The sequence below is a fragment of the Pedobacter rhodius genome (assembly GCF_027213645.1).
Lineage (GTDB): Bacteria > Bacteroidota > Bacteroidia > Sphingobacteriales > Sphingobacteriaceae > Pedobacter > Pedobacter rhodius.
Window position 1 is genome coordinate 132749 of the sequence record NZ_JAPWGL010000001.1, and the last position, 18041, is coordinate 150789.

19 protein-coding genes are annotated in these 18041 nt (G+C 31.8%); all 19 read right to left on the minus strand.

All coding sequences use genetic code 11. The annotated features are described in order from the left end of the window. Position 1: 1 nt before the first annotated feature. A complete protein-coding gene (locus O0931_RS00630; RefSeq protein WP_269413630.1) occupies positions 2-1078 on the minus strand; it encodes an acyltransferase family protein in 1077 nt (358 codons plus the stop codon). Next, positions 1075-2301: a glycosyltransferase family protein gene (locus O0931_RS00635; RefSeq protein WP_269413631.1), complete on the minus strand. Its 1227-nt coding sequence runs from the start codon at positions 2299-2301 to the stop codon at positions 1075-1077. The genes O0931_RS00630 and O0931_RS00635 overlap by 4 nt, the downstream gene beginning before the upstream one ends. A gap of 6 nt (positions 2302-2307) precedes the next feature. Further along, on the minus strand, positions 2308-2973 hold the full coding sequence (locus O0931_RS00640) for an FkbM family methyltransferase (protein WP_269413632.1): 666 nt from the start codon (positions 2971-2973) through the stop codon (positions 2308-2310). 46 nt (positions 2974-3019) lie between these two features. After that, positions 3020-4048, minus strand: a complete 1029-nt coding sequence (locus tag O0931_RS00645; RefSeq protein WP_269413633.1) for a glycosyltransferase — start codon at positions 4046-4048, stop codon at positions 3020-3022. A 1-nt stretch (position 4049) separates the two neighbouring features. Further along, entirely contained in the window at positions 4050-5042 is a 993-nt protein-coding gene (locus O0931_RS00650; protein WP_269413634.1) for a hypothetical protein, read from the minus strand. Then, complete coding sequence (locus O0931_RS00655; RefSeq protein WP_269413635.1) at positions 5035-5739, minus strand: hypothetical protein; 705 nt, start codon at positions 5737-5739, stop codon at positions 5035-5037. Before O0931_RS00655 ends, O0931_RS00650 begins: the two co-directional genes overlap by 8 nt. A 1-nt stretch (position 5740) precedes the next feature. Continuing rightward, entirely contained in the window at positions 5741-6727 is a 987-nt protein-coding gene (locus O0931_RS00660) for a glycosyltransferase family 2 protein (protein ID WP_487362613.1), read from the minus strand. A 3-nt stretch (positions 6728-6730) separates the two neighbouring features. Continuing rightward, on the minus strand, positions 6731-7744 hold the full coding sequence (locus O0931_RS00665) for a glycosyltransferase family 10 domain-containing protein (RefSeq protein WP_269413637.1): 1014 nt from the start codon (positions 7742-7744) through the stop codon (positions 6731-6733). After that, positions 7741-8616, minus strand: coding sequence for a glycosyltransferase (locus O0931_RS00670; protein WP_269413638.1), 876 nt, complete (start codon positions 8614-8616; stop codon positions 7741-7743). The genes O0931_RS00665 and O0931_RS00670 overlap by 4 nt, the downstream gene beginning before the upstream one ends. A gap of 3 nt (positions 8617-8619) precedes the next feature. Then, positions 8620-9384, minus strand: coding sequence for a glycosyltransferase family 2 protein (locus tag O0931_RS00675; RefSeq protein ID WP_269413639.1), 765 nt, complete (start codon positions 9382-9384; stop codon positions 8620-8622). Continuing rightward, positions 9381-10043, minus strand: coding sequence for a class I SAM-dependent methyltransferase (locus tag O0931_RS00680; RefSeq protein WP_269413640.1), 663 nt, complete (start codon positions 10041-10043; stop codon positions 9381-9383). The genes O0931_RS00675 and O0931_RS00680 overlap by 4 nt, the downstream gene beginning before the upstream one ends. Beyond that, a complete protein-coding gene (locus O0931_RS00685) occupies positions 10036-10920 on the minus strand; it encodes a glycosyltransferase (protein ID WP_269413641.1) in 885 nt (294 codons plus the stop codon). The genes O0931_RS00680 and O0931_RS00685 overlap by 8 nt, the downstream gene beginning before the upstream one ends. 10 nt (positions 10921-10930) lie before the next feature. Further along, complete coding sequence (locus O0931_RS00690; RefSeq protein WP_269413642.1) at positions 10931-12094, minus strand: glycosyltransferase family protein; 1164 nt, start codon at positions 12092-12094, stop codon at positions 10931-10933. Between the two features lie 73 nt (positions 12095-12167). Then, complete coding sequence (locus O0931_RS00695; RefSeq protein WP_269413643.1) at positions 12168-13073, minus strand: glycosyltransferase family 2 protein; 906 nt, start codon at positions 13071-13073, stop codon at positions 12168-12170. Beyond that, a complete protein-coding gene (locus O0931_RS00700) occupies positions 13074-14090 on the minus strand; it encodes a glycosyltransferase family 2 protein (RefSeq protein WP_331283617.1) in 1017 nt (338 codons plus the stop codon). Positions 14091-14134: 44 nt separating this feature from the next. Next, a complete protein-coding gene (gene wecB, locus O0931_RS00705; protein WP_269413644.1) occupies positions 14135-15238 on the minus strand; it encodes a non-hydrolyzing UDP-N-acetylglucosamine 2-epimerase in 1104 nt (367 codons plus the stop codon). Then, on the minus strand, positions 15235-16014 hold the full coding sequence (locus O0931_RS00710) for a glycosyltransferase family 32 protein (protein WP_269413645.1): 780 nt from the start codon (positions 16012-16014) through the stop codon (positions 15235-15237). The genes wecB and O0931_RS00710 overlap by 4 nt, the downstream gene beginning before the upstream one ends. Further along, a complete protein-coding gene (locus O0931_RS00715) occupies positions 16011-16745 on the minus strand; it encodes a class I SAM-dependent methyltransferase (protein WP_269413646.1) in 735 nt (244 codons plus the stop codon). Before O0931_RS00715 ends, O0931_RS00710 begins: the two co-directional genes overlap by 4 nt. Beyond that, the gene (locus O0931_RS00720; RefSeq protein ID WP_269413647.1) at positions 16742-18007 is read right to left on the minus strand and encodes an ABC transporter ATP-binding protein; all 1266 of its coding nucleotides are present in this window, start codon (positions 18005-18007) and stop codon (positions 16742-16744) included. The genes O0931_RS00715 and O0931_RS00720 overlap by 4 nt, the downstream gene beginning before the upstream one ends. Positions 18008-18041 lie beyond the last annotated feature (34 nt).

An 18041-nucleotide genomic window follows, 5' to 3' on the forward strand; every position in this document is an offset into this window, starting at 1 on the left:
TCTATATTTTTCTATTGTAGTTTAAAGCAATTCTCTCTGTAAAGTAATAAATCAAATAAATTATGGGTATTGTAACCATAATTGAAAGCAATACAAACCATAAATGGTAGGGTAACGCATGGCTTTGTCGGTAATTTAGAATAAGCGTTTGATAGAAATTTAGAAAAGGAGCATGTAAAAGATAAATTGAATAAGAAAATGCGCCTAACCAGGCGAACTTTTTTAAGAAGCCATTAACCGGACTATTTTTATATGCAATAATAATGGATAAGCTTCCCACAACAATTAATCCGAATATAGCGTCTGATAATGGGTAATATGAATTTGATTTATTTATAAACGGGTAGACAAAACATAGAAGTAATAAATAAGAAATCCATTTCATTGAATTCATATTTTTATAGATGCCGGCCAGCACACAGCCTAAACTCCATACCGTCAGGGTATATGCGGCAGTGCCAATGTAAGGGATGCTAAAGCCAAAAGCATAACTAGTGTACAAGCCGATGATGATAAGAAGCGCTAATACATAATGCCTTTTTGCAAGCCAGAGTAAGAAGGGATATAAAATGTAAAAAAACCACTCATGTTTTAATGACCAAACAGGGAAATTATAGCCCCAGATGGTTGCATCCGGAATCAGAAATAGGTTAAAGAAAAAGCTGTTGTAGCTATACTTGGAAAAAATCTCCTGAAAATTTGTTTGTGTAAATAACCAAGCAAAATAATCCAGAATAATAACAAGTATAAAAGATACGATTAGTGTTGGATAAATCCTGATTACCCGTTTTTTGAAATAGGTAAAGACGTTAAAATGCTCAAAATTGTAATTTTTGTCAGATTGTTTTAAATGAATAACAAAACCAGATAACACAAAAAATATGATAACAGCTTCATGCCCGAATTTGAAAGAACTAAAAGCATAAACCATTAATTTATCGTACCATGCATATTTTTCCGGATGTATACTCAGGCCATTTTGGTAGGATTGTGTAAGTGCTAAACGAGCATGATGGATCATCACATACAATGCCGTCAATCCTCTAATCCCATCTAAAGCTTTAAAATTTTCTTTCAATTTTCGAGCGTATATTTTACAATAGAAAGAAATTTTTCCTGCTCAACTTCCCAGTTTAAGGTTTCAGTTGCATATTTATATGCCCGGTTTTGGTGTTTTCTTAATAGTTCTCTGTTTTCAATATATATCTTTATGGCCGCGGCTAAAGATTCAGGATTGTTTTTTTTATAGACAATTCCCATATCAGGATATTCTTCAAATAGTTTTTTTTGGGCAGTTGTATCCGATGCAATGACAGCTAAACCAGATTGTATATAGGTGAAAATTTTGTTAGTTAAACAAATATCTCTGTTTTTAGGTGAACTGATTTCTGACGCAATACCCAAATCAAACTGACTGGCAAAGGCAAAGATTTTCTGAGGAGCAATAGGATGATAATAGTGAATTAAGTCAGGATTAAAACTATAAGCGCTTGAAATCTTTTCAAAACTTTTTTTGGTCTGGTCATCATAATTTCCAAGTAAATGCAGTTCGATAATATAATCTTTGATGAACGCCAAAGCCTCGATCAATTCCTCAAGTCCTCTTCCAATGCCGATGGTTTGAGAAAACCAAAATAACTTCAGTTTGCAATCATCTACGCTACCTTGCCGGGTTATTAATTGCTTCGGGAATGCATTTAGTATTGTTACAGGCTCTTGTTCAGGGTATATTTCTGAATAAGCCAAGCTGATAAGTGGACTTGCTGTAGATAAATAATCAAGTTGTTTAATGTATTTATCTTCTATATTTTTTTTTAGCTTAAAATCATAGTCGAAAATGTTGTCTGTAACCTCATTTCTATGAAAATCTTCAGCATCAAAACCACACTTAGAATTATTCTTCTTAGCTGCTAATGCTGCTGCAGGCAGGGCTGCCAAATTATGAGCGATATACAAATTGGCAATATTATTTTCTGCTGCCCTAATTACTTGCTTTGTACATCTACCAATGGCAAGTTCGCGCCAACTTTTGAACCCAAATTTTTCGACTAATAATTTGCCAATTTTCCATTGTAGCCGTGTAAAATTATAAAGTAAGCGTTGTTTATCTGGTGAGCCTCCAATAAGTTGAAATGACCATTTTTTTGTCTTTAATAATTCTCTATCAAGTTCGGTTCCCCAATTGTTCCAGTATTGATAAATAACTTTAACCCGATACCCGGCTGCAACCAAAGTATCTGCTTCTTTCACTAAACGTGGATTTAAAGAAGGCTGACCCGAAGTAATTAATACAATCTTCATGCTAGTTTATGCCCATCTGGAAGAAGCTATTAATGGATGTTGTTGTTTAATAAATAAAAAATCTGATTGAAATAAAGCTTTATCATATGGTCTGCGCATTACCGAACAAATGTCATATAATACAAAGCCTCTATCCTTCATGAAATTGATTACTTCATCAACTAATGGTGCGCCCTTATATATCTGTAGTAATGAAACTTCTACCAATACGAGTTGGGCAGTTTGTAAAACTTTTTCTCCGCCTTTTAATATTTCCAATTCCGATCCCTGGGTATCAAGTTTGATTAAATCAGCCGTTTCGAATCCGGCATTAAACGCAACTTCGTCAAGCAAGTTTAACTCTATGTGCTCAACTTTAGCATTGGTTTTATTATCTTCCTCAAAAATTGAACTGGCAGATTCATAAATGTTAAAGGCTACATTTTTCTTCTCTGCACCTAACAATGCGATTTTTAAGGTTGAATTTGGAATTGATTTTAATTTTTGTGTTAGAATATTTTCTTTGTTTTTTTGTCCTTCAACCATTAAAATTTGTGATTTAGGGAATATTAAATGAATGTCTTGCGACCACATGCCCTCAAATGCACCAATATCAATTATTCTCTCCGGATTAAATCCTAATTTCTTTAATCTTAAAAATGAAGATTCTTGGTTTGGAACACCCAGTTTCATTCTTAGTTTTTTTAATAGTGAATTTGGAATTAATTTGCCAATTATTCTATTTATCATCCTTAAATATTGCTAGATAATCATTTGCCACTATTTTAATGTCATATTTTTTCTCTACAGTTGCTCTGCACAATGCCCGGTTTATTGTTGCAATTTTTGGTAAAATATTTAACATTTCCTCTTCATTGTGAACAATAAATCCATTTTCGCCGTTACTTATTATTTCTTTTACAGAACCTTTATTAAAAGCAATTACAGGTGTGCCGCAGGCCATGGCTTCTAGCATAACCATTCCAAATGGTTCGTTCCAGTCAATCGGAAAAAGAAGCGCTTTTGACATGCCCAAATACTTATTCTTTTCATGATCATTCAATGCCCCGAGATATATAATTTGTTTTCCATCAAAAAATGGTTTAAGCATTTTTTCATAGTATTCTAAATTATCTTGTGTATCAGGGATATTGCCTCCGATGAATAACGTAGAGCCTGATTTAATCGCGATATTTATTGCATGATGAACACCTTTAACTTTATCAAGTCTTCCTAAAAACATAAGCGGAGCATCAATATTCACTTTTTCCTGTAGCTGGTATTTTGAAAAATCTATTGCATTATAAACAGTTTTCCATAAGCCGGCCACATTTCCTGTTCCTACACAATAATCACTGCAGGCTGTAAATATTAGGTTTTTGTAGGGCATGGAGGTTATGATTCTTATGCCGTTTTTTGATACAGGCCTTCCATAAGTCATTATTTTTCCTACAGAAATATTAAGTATAGGAATGAGGTATGCCAACCGGCCGAAATTATGTACCAAATCGAAATTTTTCTTATTGACAGATAGAAATTTCCAGACAAATAAAAGTTCTTTAGTTTTTTGCCATTTCGATCGCTTTAGGTTATTTGAGCCAAACGCATGTACTTTACCTGTAACAACAGAGTTTGGACCTGCCAATAAGCTAACCTGATGCCCCAGTTTAGTAAATTCTTCTGCAAACATATAAACCAAACGTTCGTGCCCGCCATAGGTTAGTGGTGGAACAGGTATGCCAGGATCCATTATTAGTAGAATCTTCATTTTACGATTTAGATTCTGTTATTTTATTGACGATGTCAATGTAATCTCTTGCTTGTTTTTTGAGCGTCAAATTATTTAGAATGTATGTTCTTGGTTGAAATTTTTTTTCTTCAACTTTATTTAAAAAATCATTAATTTTAAAATTGAATTCATCAATGTCTTTAAATTTATCGCCACATGATTTAGACCAATAAGGAACTGAAGTTACATCTTTGAATTGTACGGTTTTCGGGAAAAACTTTGGATCTTGCCAATAACCTTGTCTATCCCATGCTAAAATGGGTATATTCATGGATAGGGCTTGCAAGTAAGCGAAACCCTGAGTTTCGTGTTCGCACAAAAAAATCATTGCACTTGCTTTATCCAGCTTTTTCATATAATCCGCTTCTTTGTATTTGCCATATTTAACATATTCAACGTTAATTGATCTTGCAGCAAGTTCATTTAAAACCGGCTCTAACAGCGCTGGTACAAATTCGTCTCGTTTCCAGCGTATTTTATCGTAAACTAAAATCGTTGCCTTGTTGATTTTGTAATTGTTAGGCTTCCATTTGTCAGTTTCTATTCCACTAGGCCATATGCTTATCGGTATTTTAATTGGTAAATCATGATTAAACATTTCTTCCATCCATTTGCATGGCGCTATTAGATGGACAAGATTTTGAATATCCCAAAATGAGTTTTCTGATGGGTGAGATGGAAGGCCAGGTCCGTAAATAATTTTTGTATGACTTGGGAGTTTTTCAATAACATGAGGCCTCCCGAATACCAAAGCAATTATATTTGCATTTTCCTTTAATATTTTGAAATTATTAACTTCATATTCTTGATTAATTTCTTGTAGGCCGGATAAAAAATTAACAAACCATCTTTCTACACCGCTAATTTGTTTTGGCCCACGAATTATCCGCCTAATTAAGAATCTGGGAAAACGATCGTATTTAAACCATCTGTCAGTTTCTAATTCTTCATAATAAACATAAAGTTTATTCATTTATTTCTATTTTATTATCGGCAGGATTACCACTGATGCCTGAAATATTTAATAACTTTAACTCTTTTGTTTTCAATTGAAGTGCACGGATACTTTCTCCCATGCCCCGCTCAATAGATACCGATGATTTATGAAAATTAATATTTGCATTTCCGCTTAGTAGGTTTTCAATTATTCTGAAAAAACTTGTTGGGCCCACAATTTTAAAGTGATATCCGTAAATATAATCGATGGCTTTTAACAAAATCATTTCCAGAATTTTCTTGTTTTTAACATAATAACATCGTGTTGAAATTGTTGTTTTCAAATCGAATTTTCCAGCGAAATCATAAGCCGCTAACGCTTCAAAATCCCAACTTTCATTAAGTATGTACCGCCCTGATATTTTCAATATGGGTTTATCCTCCGGAAGATTCCTTAATCCTAATAACAGAAGATATATTTCTGACAAGCCTTTATTTTTGTAAGGTAATACATCGAAAGAAGTTGCAATTGCAGGGTAAAGCAAATCAATTATTTCTTTGTTTAATCTTGGTGTGGAATTATCGAAAACATAAATGGAATCGAAGTTTTTACTTTCCAAAGATTTGACAGTCTTTATGGTGTCAGCAAGTCTTGATTCGTTGCTGATAAGATTTTTACTTTGTTTCTCAGTGATGTAGAATGGAACGATTGTAGAACTAACTATAGAAATCATCTCAGGTTATTTTTTGTTTGATATATTGCAATCTCCTTGCTAATTTCCAACTCAAAGTGTTTGCTAAAAAGTCAATAAATTTATTGCCAATATAGAATTTAGGTAACTTTTTTCTACCTAAAATCTTTATTGCTTTTTTTGCACATATTTCATACAAATCATATTCATCGGGGTAGCATCGAATAGCTAATTGCCAGAAATAATCTGACATGATTTTTTTATAAACAAACGCAGATTTACTTCTTAATAAAATATCTGCTTTGGATTTGAGACTGTCGATACTTGCTGTTAAATTTTTTTTACCAGTATTATTTGACAAAGAAGAATTATCATTATATTTTCTGTAATATGTTAAACTTTTTGGAAGGTAATGTATGCGTCTTGAGTTTAAGATAACCCTTAGAAAAAATTCCCCATCATCATCAACAGTAAGTTTCTCATTCCATGGCCCTGCCTCTTCAATTATATTTTTAGGGCATAGCCAGGAATGAATTTCAACCATTCCGGTAGGTAAATCGGAAATTCCGCCGTTCATTTTTATAATAAAATCATCAGGCTTTTCCGTTGTTTTGATATCACGGCAATAATGGCTATTTAATATGGTATTTTCAGAATAAATTTGTTCTTTAAAATTTATACAATCTCCAAATGCAATTGATTTCGTGTCATTTTTCAAAACCTGCATTTGTATAGTAATTTTATTAGTTTCTAAAAGGTCATCAGCATCCAGGTACTGTATAAAACTTCCGGTAGCTAAGCTTAAACCTTTATTTCTTGCAGATGCTGCGCCTCTATTTTTTTGAGAGAAAATTTTTACACCAAATTTTTCAAACTGTTTTGCAGTTTGAAGAGATCCATCTGTGGAGCCGTCATCCACAATTATAAGCTCGATATTTTTATAGGATTGTTGGAGTACCGATTGAATACTTTCGCCCAAGAAACGGTTGGAATTATAAACGGGCATTATTACAGATACTAGCGGCGTCAATCTTTATTTTTTATTTTCAAAAATTTCTATCCAGCGGTTGATATTAAATGTATCTTCAGGTATTTTATTATCTTTTAACCAGGGCTCCCTGATATATTGATCGTACAATTCATCATTACAATCAATTTCTATAATCCGTTCTATTAATTTCGAAAAATTTAGATTATCTAATTGAAGTTGCATTTTAAATTTTCTTCCCCAACTTTTTAATTTTCTTTTTATTCTATAATATGGAGCATTAATAAATGCAGGCCGGATATCATAAAAATCTTGCTGAGAACATTTTTCCAGAAAATTAATAAGCCAGTTTGATTTTAAATTTATATAATCAGAAGCGTTTATAAAACTTTTGGTATTAAATAACTCAGTTACAAAAGGGTCTCCAAGATAAATAGGTAAACTTTTTGCAAGCATAGCATCGTATAATTTTTCAGTCTGGTAACCAGCGTAAATGTAGTTTTCAAAAGCAATCGTAAATTTATAATGCTCCAGAAAAAATCTTTTTCTTTCCCAGGTAGTTCCTTCGTAAAGATTATCAATTGATGACATGTTGTTCATGGAATTTCCTGGCGAATCTATATTTTTATATTTCGATAACTGCCTGAAAAACTCTTCTCTGTAATCTACCTTATTGGAATAAAAAAAGTTACAAAATTTTCTTTTTTCGTTCTTGGGTTCATTTGTTGCAACATCTTTATTCTTAACTAATAATGTTGGGTCTAAGCCATGCCATTGAATTCTTTTATAATGGTAATTATTAACCTCTTCTTCTCGTGGAACGCCAAAGGCCCATTCACACAATGACAAATCCGGTTTTATATTTTCACAATAATATCCTATACGGACATAATCGCCTGGTTTTGGAACATCGTTGCCATAAGGGCCAAACAATATATAATCTGGCTTATGTTCATCTTCGATAAAATGATACCTGTTTGCCAGCAGAGGAAATATTTCTCTTACCGCATTGGTAAAAGAAATCCCATTTTGACATTTGATTTTAACCTGTTTTTTCAATAAAATTTGTCTGTTTTTATAATTCTTAATTTTGTTAGAAATAGCCTTATAAAAAAACCAAAAATATTATAAAATGAGGAATTCGAGACAAAATTCCAGCTAAAAAATACTTTAAGTATATCAATTACCGGGTACCTCAGAATATTCATTCTAAAAAAAAGTATTTTTCTGTTTCTCCACTCTATTGACCTTTGTTGGTTTCGCGATAGATTACCTAATGGCAGTATATGTAACCATTTTTTAGTATATTTAATGGCGTATTTTACCCAGTCATTATTCAAGTTTCCCGAAGAAAAATGTTCAATAAGAATTTCTCCTGTGACGTAAATCTTATTGTGCTGACCTACCTGAGTACAAAAATCCAAATCGTAAAAGTGGAATTTATCGAAGTTAATTTCATCAAATTTATTTTTGTTCCAAATAATTTTTGGACAACATAAAAAAATACCATCTAATGTTTTTACTTCGTCAAATTTAATTGTCGTTTTGATGTTAACAACTTTTTGATAATAATGTTGTAAAATGTTTAAGGAATCCGTGTTGAAAAGCCCTTGCGCCCAGATGCTTGGTACAACAGATTTATATTTGGAACCAGCTACCCCGAGTATACCAGCTCCCTTATTTTGTTCGAAAAAATTGAGGATAACTTTACCCCAATCATAAGTATGAAAATGAACATCTTCGTGAACAAAGCAGAGTAGCGAATATTTACTTAGAGCAGCACCAATATTATACGCTTTACAAATGCCAAAATTGTTGTTAGTATTATCAATTTTAATTATTTCATATTCTATACCGATTGTTTTCTCGATATTTTCTGAAACACTAAGTAATTGATTTTTATTTTTAGAGCAAATTATAACTGAAAGCAAAATTTAAGCTGCTTTTTTTTTACTAAAATTCAGGTATCTTTCTTTAAGCCAATATTTTAACTTATCGTATAAGTATAAACCAAAGTTATGATGGATCCACTTGTATTTATAATAAGCAAAACCTTCCAGTACCAAATTGTTGTTCGCAGAGATTTTTTCTGATGATAAAGTTTTGCTACCTAAATGAGTTACCTTAGCGGATTTTACCATTGCATTTTTGAGTTGATTGTATTTTAAAGTTAGCCGGTAATCATCATCGGCATACCAGAATTTAAATCGTTCGTCAAACTGTCCCGTTATATTAATGATAGATTTTTTAATCAAAAAACACCAACCTGTAAAATTTATTCCATTTATAAAACCATAATTAATTTCTTCAAAATTATATGGCTGGTCACCGTGAAATACTGGACAGTAGGGGCACAAGCAGACCAGTTCAGGATCTTTATTCATCGCATTAATAAGTGATGTTGCCCAACCTTCGTGAAAAATTAAATCATTATTGCAAAAACAAATAAGATTACTGGTGCTAAATTTTGCGCCTATATTCAGAAATTTATGAAATCCAAATTTTTCTTTTGGGTATAATGTGCTTGTGTTTTTATATTGAAAAGGTTCAATTTCTCTATTTGATTCAATTACCAAAATATTGAATTTAATTTGCTCTGGATCTTCGGACCTTAATAGTGTATTTATTGTTTGCTCTGTAAACTGTTTCAGTTTCTCGTTTTTCGTATAGCTTAGAATGATTATATCAATATTAATCATTGTATTTTTACAACTGTAGCAAATTGTTGATATTCAGTATCTTCAAATTTATTTGTAAAGATTTTTAAAAATCTGAGGGCTAAAGAAAATTTTTCTGAGATCGATTTATTGATTCCCTCGTGCAAAATAATTTTATATCCTGCATTTTTATATAGAGAAATAATACTTTTTTTTGTGAAAAACCTTAAATGTGTACGATCCATTATTCCTGCATCTTGGTATTCAAATTCACCCAAATAAAATAGCCGGTATAAATAAGGAGCATGTCTGAGATTTGGAATTGAACTAACTATTACTCCGTTATCTTTTAAAAAAGATTTTACATACAATAATATTTTTTCTGGTTCTACGAAGTGTTCTAATACGTCATTAAAAACAATACAATCAAAATGTTGCAGCGGCAAATCGTAATCAGTAGTAAAAACCGCATTATCAAAAAAGTCTAAATGTTCCTTAGCTGAATTAATAAATCTCGAATCAGGTTCAATTCCCCAGTATCTGCATTGAATATTTTCTTTAATCATTGCGCCAAAAGATCCATCTCCACAACCTATTTCTAAAATGTTTTTAGCATTTGTAGGAATGTATTTAATCATCTCATGCCTTTCGTGCTGATAGTAATTAGAATCTTTATGTAAATATTGCGCTTTATTATACATCAACAATGAAATTCTTATCAGACTGAAGTTCTGTTTCTTCTAAAGTTCTGTAAAGGGTAGGATAAACCTCAGAAAAATTTATGAATTGATTTTTTTGACTTTGATTTTTTTTGTAAAAAATCTTACCAATTTTGATTTTTAATTTACTGTAAATGGAAATGTTACTGCTGTCTCCCTTATATTCGTAAGCCAGACTTCCAATTTTCCCTTCTCTTTTTAAAGTCTCTTTCGATACTTTAGATGTAATATTACCCGGTGTGTTTACGCCCATAACTGTATAGCCAGTGTAATATGCTATTTTACATTGCAGATAACTGGCTCTCAATGAAAATTCCCAGTCCATCATTACGAATTGCGTGTTAAAGAGTCCAATTTTTGACAGGGAACTACGCCTTATAAGGAGATAAACATCACTAAAACTAAAACTTTTTGTAACGCCTTTTCTCCATTGAATAAACTCGTTCAATCTTGTGTTTTTATTTAGAGTTATCGGATTGTTTAAATCAGCAGTTAATGAATTAGATATACATAAGTCATAATCAGGATTCTGAAACATAAAATCAGCACATCTTCTTATCGCATTATATTCAAAAACATCATCATCGATGATTTTCTTAATTAGTACCCCCCTTGCCAAAAGCATTGCTTTATTCCATCCATGGGCTTGATTTTCATCAGTTTCAGATATGTATTGGTGTATCTTATTTTCTTTAAACAATTTTTGTAAATATTCTTTTGATCCATCTGAACTATTTCCATCAATAACAACGATTTCCTCGTTTGGATGTACGTTCTGGATTAAGTGATTAAGTGTAATTTTTAAAAAATGAAGCCTATTTTTACTCGAAATAATATAAGAAAGGTCGTATTCAGACATTTGAAAGATGTTATTTTATTAGATGGGTAATAAAATGCGTAATTTGTTCGCTGGGGTTTAACACTTTTTCATAAAATTCTAAGCAATCTACTTTATTAACCAGTTTCAAGCTATGTGATTTAATGTGATATGATAAACTTTTTTTTTGAGTTATCAACGCACCAATTTTATATTGCATCAGTAGGTTCCTATACGTCGTACATTCAGAAAGTAATGTTGGTAAACCAGCTAACATGTAGGTAGATAATTTTCCCGAAGCCAATCCAATTTCACTAATATTTTTTCCAGTAAATAGTCCATCATCTGGTCTATAAATAGTGATTCCATAATTGAAACACTGTAAAAATGAATTATAATCACCATAATTTTCAAATAATTCATCATGTAGTACAAGGTTAGCTCCATTCTCCCTAAGCTCAAAGAGTTTTGTATGAATGGGATCATTTCTATCAAATTTATTTTTATTGTGTATTAAAATAAATGTATTTTCTGGTAATCCTTCTTCTATGGCATTTATTATGGAATCTAAGCCAGACCATAAAGATACACTGCCTGAATGTACATATACGATATCAGTATCCTTTAATCCAAAATTACTTCTTTGGTATTTTTTTGCAGCTGAATTATTAATTATGATAGGAGAAACTGGAACATAGAACCAATTAGTGAAGCTGGGTTTTATATTATTTTCTGTCGCTAATAATTTTTTTCTTTCAGCATCTTGTATAATAATGGATGTTAAATTGCGGCTATAAAAAATCTCTTTCTTTTTTACTTTTAATATTTTTGTATGTTGTTTTATTTCGTCTAAAAAGAATATTTCGAATGAACAATAATGAATTTTTATATTACTTAAGAACGTACTAATCCTACCTGCCATTACCAATCCGAAAGCATCTACGGCCAATAGATTTTTAATTTTATTTTTTTTAATAAACTTAATAGCTGACCAAAAAAGATAGATGTATTTAAAGATATAATCTGGTCTGCGTGGTAAAAATAAACCTTTAGGTAAATCTGCATAACTGGTTAAGTTTAACTCATAAGGAATAGGGGTTTGCTGAAAACCACAAAATAAAATAACCCTTATACCCCGCTCATTTAATACTTTAATAATTGAATACAATGTTGGATTAGTGAAAGTATCCGAATTCAAAGTAACAATACCAACCATTATAGGGTTTCTAGCGTACAATTAGACAGTTTTAGAATCAACTTAATATTGATAAGAAAGTTTTTAGTAATATTTAATCATTACTTGGTTTTTGACTTCTTGTTTTAAATCTTCTATAATACATTCTAAGTATGTTTGTGCTTTGTACCCGAAAATCTTTTTTTGAAAATGAATATGTCTTTTTTGAAGGCAAAAGGAAATAAAATATTGCAATGAAGTAATAATAAATTCCTGTGAGAAAATTATTGCATTCAAAAAAACGCGTAGCAACAGCCAACATATGTTTACTATAAATGTTATCGCCGCAAAATTTTAAAATATCTTTTCGGTAATTTCGAAATAAAAATGCCCAACCCTCAGCTACAGCCATTCTATCTTCCGTCATAGAATTATCATCGCCATAAACCATGGCCATCTGTAACAGATTAACTTTAAAGGGGAATAATTTGGCCATTCTGAAACAAAAATCATCATCCTGACAAATTTTATATTTAAGGTCGAAACCTCCAGCTGCAACCACTGCTTCTTTTTTGGCTGTAATCGTTATCATTGAAGATAGAAAACCTTGATTGAGTACTTCAGCATATTTTTGATTGCCTTCTAAAGTCCATAATGGTCCATTTACCAAATTGCAATAAGCAAATTTGATGTGTGGATTATCCTTATATATTCTGCTCATTTCTGCTAAATATTCTGGATTCCAAATGTCATCACTATCCAAAAAGCCAAGATGATCATATTTAGCATGAGCAACTCCCGTATTCAAAGCAGCATTTTGACCTTTATTTACGCTATGCCTGATCAACTTTATCCTCTTATCATTAATTTGTTCTATTATAGCTATACTATTGTCGGTAGAGCAATCATCAACGACCAGTATTTCAAAATGTTGATCGGTTTGATTCAAGATGCTATCTATTGCTCTTTTTATAAGCTTTTCCCTATTATAACAAGTAATTATGCAAGAGTAGTAAATCATTTAAACAGGGGTATATTGTTTAAACCAGATTTTCGCTCGTTGTTTAAAAGAGAGTTGAGAAAATTTAAAAAAATAACTTTGTTTATATTTCAAATAAAGTTTGTTTTTGGCATTAGCATAAACATTAAGAATTATATCTGTTTTTTTTGCAATTTCCTGTTCAAAAACTTCTGAATTCAGAATTTTAATTTCATTATTAATGATTGATAATTTTTGCAGCATGGAACAGATTTCCTCAAAATGATTTACTTGATTTAAACTAACACCATTTTGGAAAAAGATATAAAGCAGATCAATTTGTGCAGAAGTTAAAGGAAACATTCCCAAAAGACGTTTTTTTATTTTTTCATCAGTTTGTTGTTGAATTTTAGAGAATCTGCTTGCAATCTGTTGATTTGAAATTCTGTAATTAAGTAAAACTTCATCATAGTTAGCACCTTTCAAAATCAGTAAAGCCCTGCTCCATAAGTCATAGTCTTCCACATGCTTAAATTCTTCCCGGTACCAGAGGTTATGCTTTACAAATTCATCTTTTCGCATCATGACAGTCGGGTGGGCAAATGGGCTTCCAAAAAAGAGCATTACCTTTAGCGCTTCATGCTTTAGTGGCATGAGGTAGCAATCTGTACCGTAACCTGCAGCATTAACGATTTGAAAATGAGAACCCAGAATTGCGATTTCAGGATTTTGCTTTAGAAAATCATATTGTTGTTGTAATCGGGTAGGAAGAGAAATGTCATCAGCATCCATTCTGGCAATAAATTCTCCCTTTGCCAATTTAAATCCTTCATTTAACGAAGCGACAATACCTTGATTAGTATCTTTTTTAATATAAACAATTCGATTGTCATTAAAACTTTTTACAATTTTCTCAGTCTGATCTGTAGAACCATCGTTAACAATTAAAAGTTCAAAATTTTTGAAAGTCTGAACAAGTATGCTTTCAATAGCGACCTTTAAATAAGGTTCTCCATTATAAACAGGTAATAATACGGTTATTTTAGGCGTGTTTTTCAGATTTTAGTTGATTGGGCTTATTTCATTATGTCGCGGGATGAATTTTATTGATGAGCCATGAAATGATGAAGAATTTTTTTTGCAGCCGTTCCATCTCCAAATGGATTAGTCATTTTGACCATTTTCGAATAAAGCACCTTATTTTCTATTAGTTCAATAGTAGCTTCTATTATTTTATTTTTATTAGCACCGACGAGTAGCGCTGTTCCGTTCTCTATAGCTTCTTGTCTTTCAGTGGTATCTCTTAAAACTAAAACTGGTTTACCTAAGCTAGGCGCTTCTTCTTGAATTCCACCAGAATCGGTTAAAATTAAATATGAACATTCCATTAAATAAACAAAGTCGAAATAATTTAATGGGGCAAGTAAATGTACATTTTTTATGTCATTTAACAATCTAAATACTGGTTCTTGTACATTGGGGTTAAGGTGAACTGAGAATATATAGGTTATTTCTGGATAACGCTCCGCAAGTTCTTTAATAGCGTAACAAATACTATCAAACCTATCTCCAAAGTTTTCTCTTCTATGACATGTTATTAAAATAACTTTCCCTTTATTATATGATAAATTGATTGAGTTTATAGGTTGTTGTTTTAACTTTTTAAGTGTAAAGAATAAGGCATCAATACTTGTATTTCCTGTAATAATAATTTTATCGTTTTTTATTCCTTCATTTAACAGGTTTTGCCTAGCCATAACTGTGGGCGCAAAATGTATATCTGCAATTCTGGAAATTAATACTCTATTAAATTCTTCAGGAAATGGTGAATTAATATCAAAAGTTCTTAATCCAGCCTCGATATGTGCAACTTTTATCTTCAAATAAAATGCGACGGTAGTCGCCACCATCGCGGTGGTTGTATCACCCTGTACGAAAATTAAATCAGGTTTTATTTCTTCAATATAGTCTCCCAATTTTTCAAACATTTTACCCACTGTATTGCTTAATTTTTGATTTGGACTCATGGCGTAAAGGTTCGCGTCAATCTGTATATTGAAAAAATCAAATATCGGAATAACCATTTGCTGATGTTGTCCTGTAAAGCAAATATTTATAGAAAAGTATTCATTTTTAACAAATTGTCGGATTACGGGTGCCATCTTAATAGCTTCAGGCCTGGTACCGAAAATGAATGAGATCTTCATCGGCTAAATTTCATTTTCTGAAATGATCTGCTTAGCAATTCTTTAACTAAATAAATAGTTTTAATTTTTTTCGTTATTTCCTTCTGAAAATTTATGTCAGGCATAACTTTAAGAATATTATGATATTTTTCTTCATAATAATAAAGACTCATTAAATCTTTATATGCAATATAATGGTCTTCATCCTCCAGCCAAGATCCATTAAAGTGGTGGCAGGCGTAATTCACAGGTATGTCTATACAGAACGTATCCGATGGATAAATTGCAATTCCTTCGTCAACTAACTGAAGTTGGTTTTTTTCCCTATTAACTTTGTAATGGGTAACTAGAATATCTGAAACAATACTTGTATTTGGCAATATACTAAACTCATTTTGTTGGTGGTAATAAGCTAAAACAAGTTTTGGCCAGTTATGATTTTTTTCGGATGCCCAAACTGCAGTAAATGGAGAACCTTTTAACTCAAATCCAGAAAATGCTTTGTGAGAAAGAAATACATCGAAATTGTATTTAATCTCCACATCTGTATCAAGATAAATCCCACCTATATTGTATAATGCATAAGCTCTGACATAATCACTAACAAATGCCCACTTTTTGCTTTCATAGGCTTTTTTAACATAAAATGGTGCATACTTTAACTCAAAGTTAGATTCATCCCATTTAATGACTTTGTATTCTGGTAGATGCTTTTGCCAACTAGCCATACAAAATTCTACAAGCTTATTCTTCTCATTATTCCCAAACCAGCAGTAATGGATTATTTTTGGAATCATAATTTAGGCTCTAAAAACATAAAAATACCACTGGTATAGATTTTTTTCCCTTCTTTTATGATCCAACGATGTTTTGGATGTTTAATATAATTTAGGTTGTCTAAATCAAGCCCAGATAATACCTGTTGAATTTTTTTATCTTCTTCAAAATCATCATAAATTAATTCGAGGTGATGGGTTTTGGAAAATTTCTTCGAAATTGTTCCCGTCAGATTTTCTCTATAGAAAGGGTGAAGTTCTATAACAATTTTGGTTTGCTGTTGCCATGGAAATTGTATAGGATCAAGAAGAATCATTTCTTCGCCTTCGCAGTCGCAAATAATTAGGTCAACTTCATTTTCCCAGCCCTTAAAAATTTGTTCAGTAGCAGACTCATAAATGTGAAAATTATTAAGATTGTTAGGTTCTATCCAATCAAGAATAAGATGATGACAAGTTATATCAGTTTCAAATATATATACCTGATCAGGCTGATAAAAGTAGGAAAGTCCTGCGCTATAGTAACCATAATGACCACCAACAACTAAAATGTTTTTTATATTTTTTGATAATAATTTACTCCAAACATTAAATAAGCAGGACTCATATAAACCAAGGACTTCAGGTATCGTGAGGTGTGGTATTAAAGAGTCAGGAATTTTTAATCCAGTAAAAGGCCCATAATAAACACTATTCCCAACCATTTCTAAAAGGACTTGTAATTTATGAGTATTTTTTTTGGAAAATTTCATAACTTAATCTCTTTAATTTTTATTTCCGGTAACAAGCTAATTTGTCCAGGCCAACCACCTCTAAATACTCCGCCACGCCTTTTTTCATCATCAAGAATATAAAAACTAGCATAATTTTCAAAAATTTTATATAAATCCCCGTTTTGACTATTTAAATGTAAATTAATGTGATATTGTCCGTCATTAAATATGTATGGCGGAATAATGGTGTCGAACTCATAAATTCCAATGTCCAAACTATTAATTTTTTGGTTAATATGATAGGTATTTATACATGTAACCAGTTCTTGCAAAACATTATAAATAGCAATGCAAAAACCGATATTTGGTTTAGGTGTTTTAACTTTTAAAGAAACCTTAATGATGATTTTTTTTCCATTTATAATATTTTTTATTTCTGCTTCAGAGGCATCGCAAATTTTCAATTTTTCTAATTTAAAATCGGAATTTTCAAAATGTTCGATATTTACCTTCACAGTGTGGAAATAAGACGATATGACCATGTTGGCTTTTCCTTCGTTTTTAATTTTTCCATCTTGTAATAAAATTGCTTTTTTACAAAGCGACTTAATTGATGCCATATTATGGCTCACAAACAACACCGTTCTGCCTTCTCCTTTACTCACGTCGTTCATCTTGCCCAAACATTTTTTCTGAAATTCTGCATCACCCACAGCTAACACCTCATCTACAATTAAAATTTCTGATTCGAGGTGAGCGGCCACAGCAAAAGCCAGTCGAACATACATACCCGAACTATAACGTTTCACAGGTGTATCGAGGTAACGTTCAATTCCGGCAAAATCTACAATTTCTTCTAATTTTCGTTGAATCTCTTTCTTACGCATGCCTAAAATAGCGCCATTTAAAAAGATATTTTCTCTTCCACTAAGTTCCGGATGAAAACCCGTTCCAACTTCCAATAAACTTGCAATACGGCCTTTTCCAGAAATTTTGCCTGTGGTCGGTGCGGTAACTTTACTTAATATTTTAAGTAGGGTACTTTTGCCTGCCCCGTTCCGGCCAATAATACCAACGGCATCACCTTGTTCAATTTCAAAATTAATGTCCTTTAAACTCCATACAACATTACTTTCGCTTTTGCTGTGCTGATCATTACTTTCGCCGATTCTTAAAAATGGATCTTCCTTACCCCTTACGCGAGCATACCACCGTTCCAAATCACGACTAATCGTACCTGTACCAATTTGCCCCAATTGATAAGCTTTACTTAGGTTTTCTACTTTTATTGCAATGCTCATTTGTTGTTCGCGTATGGTTGTTCGTTAAGCGTTT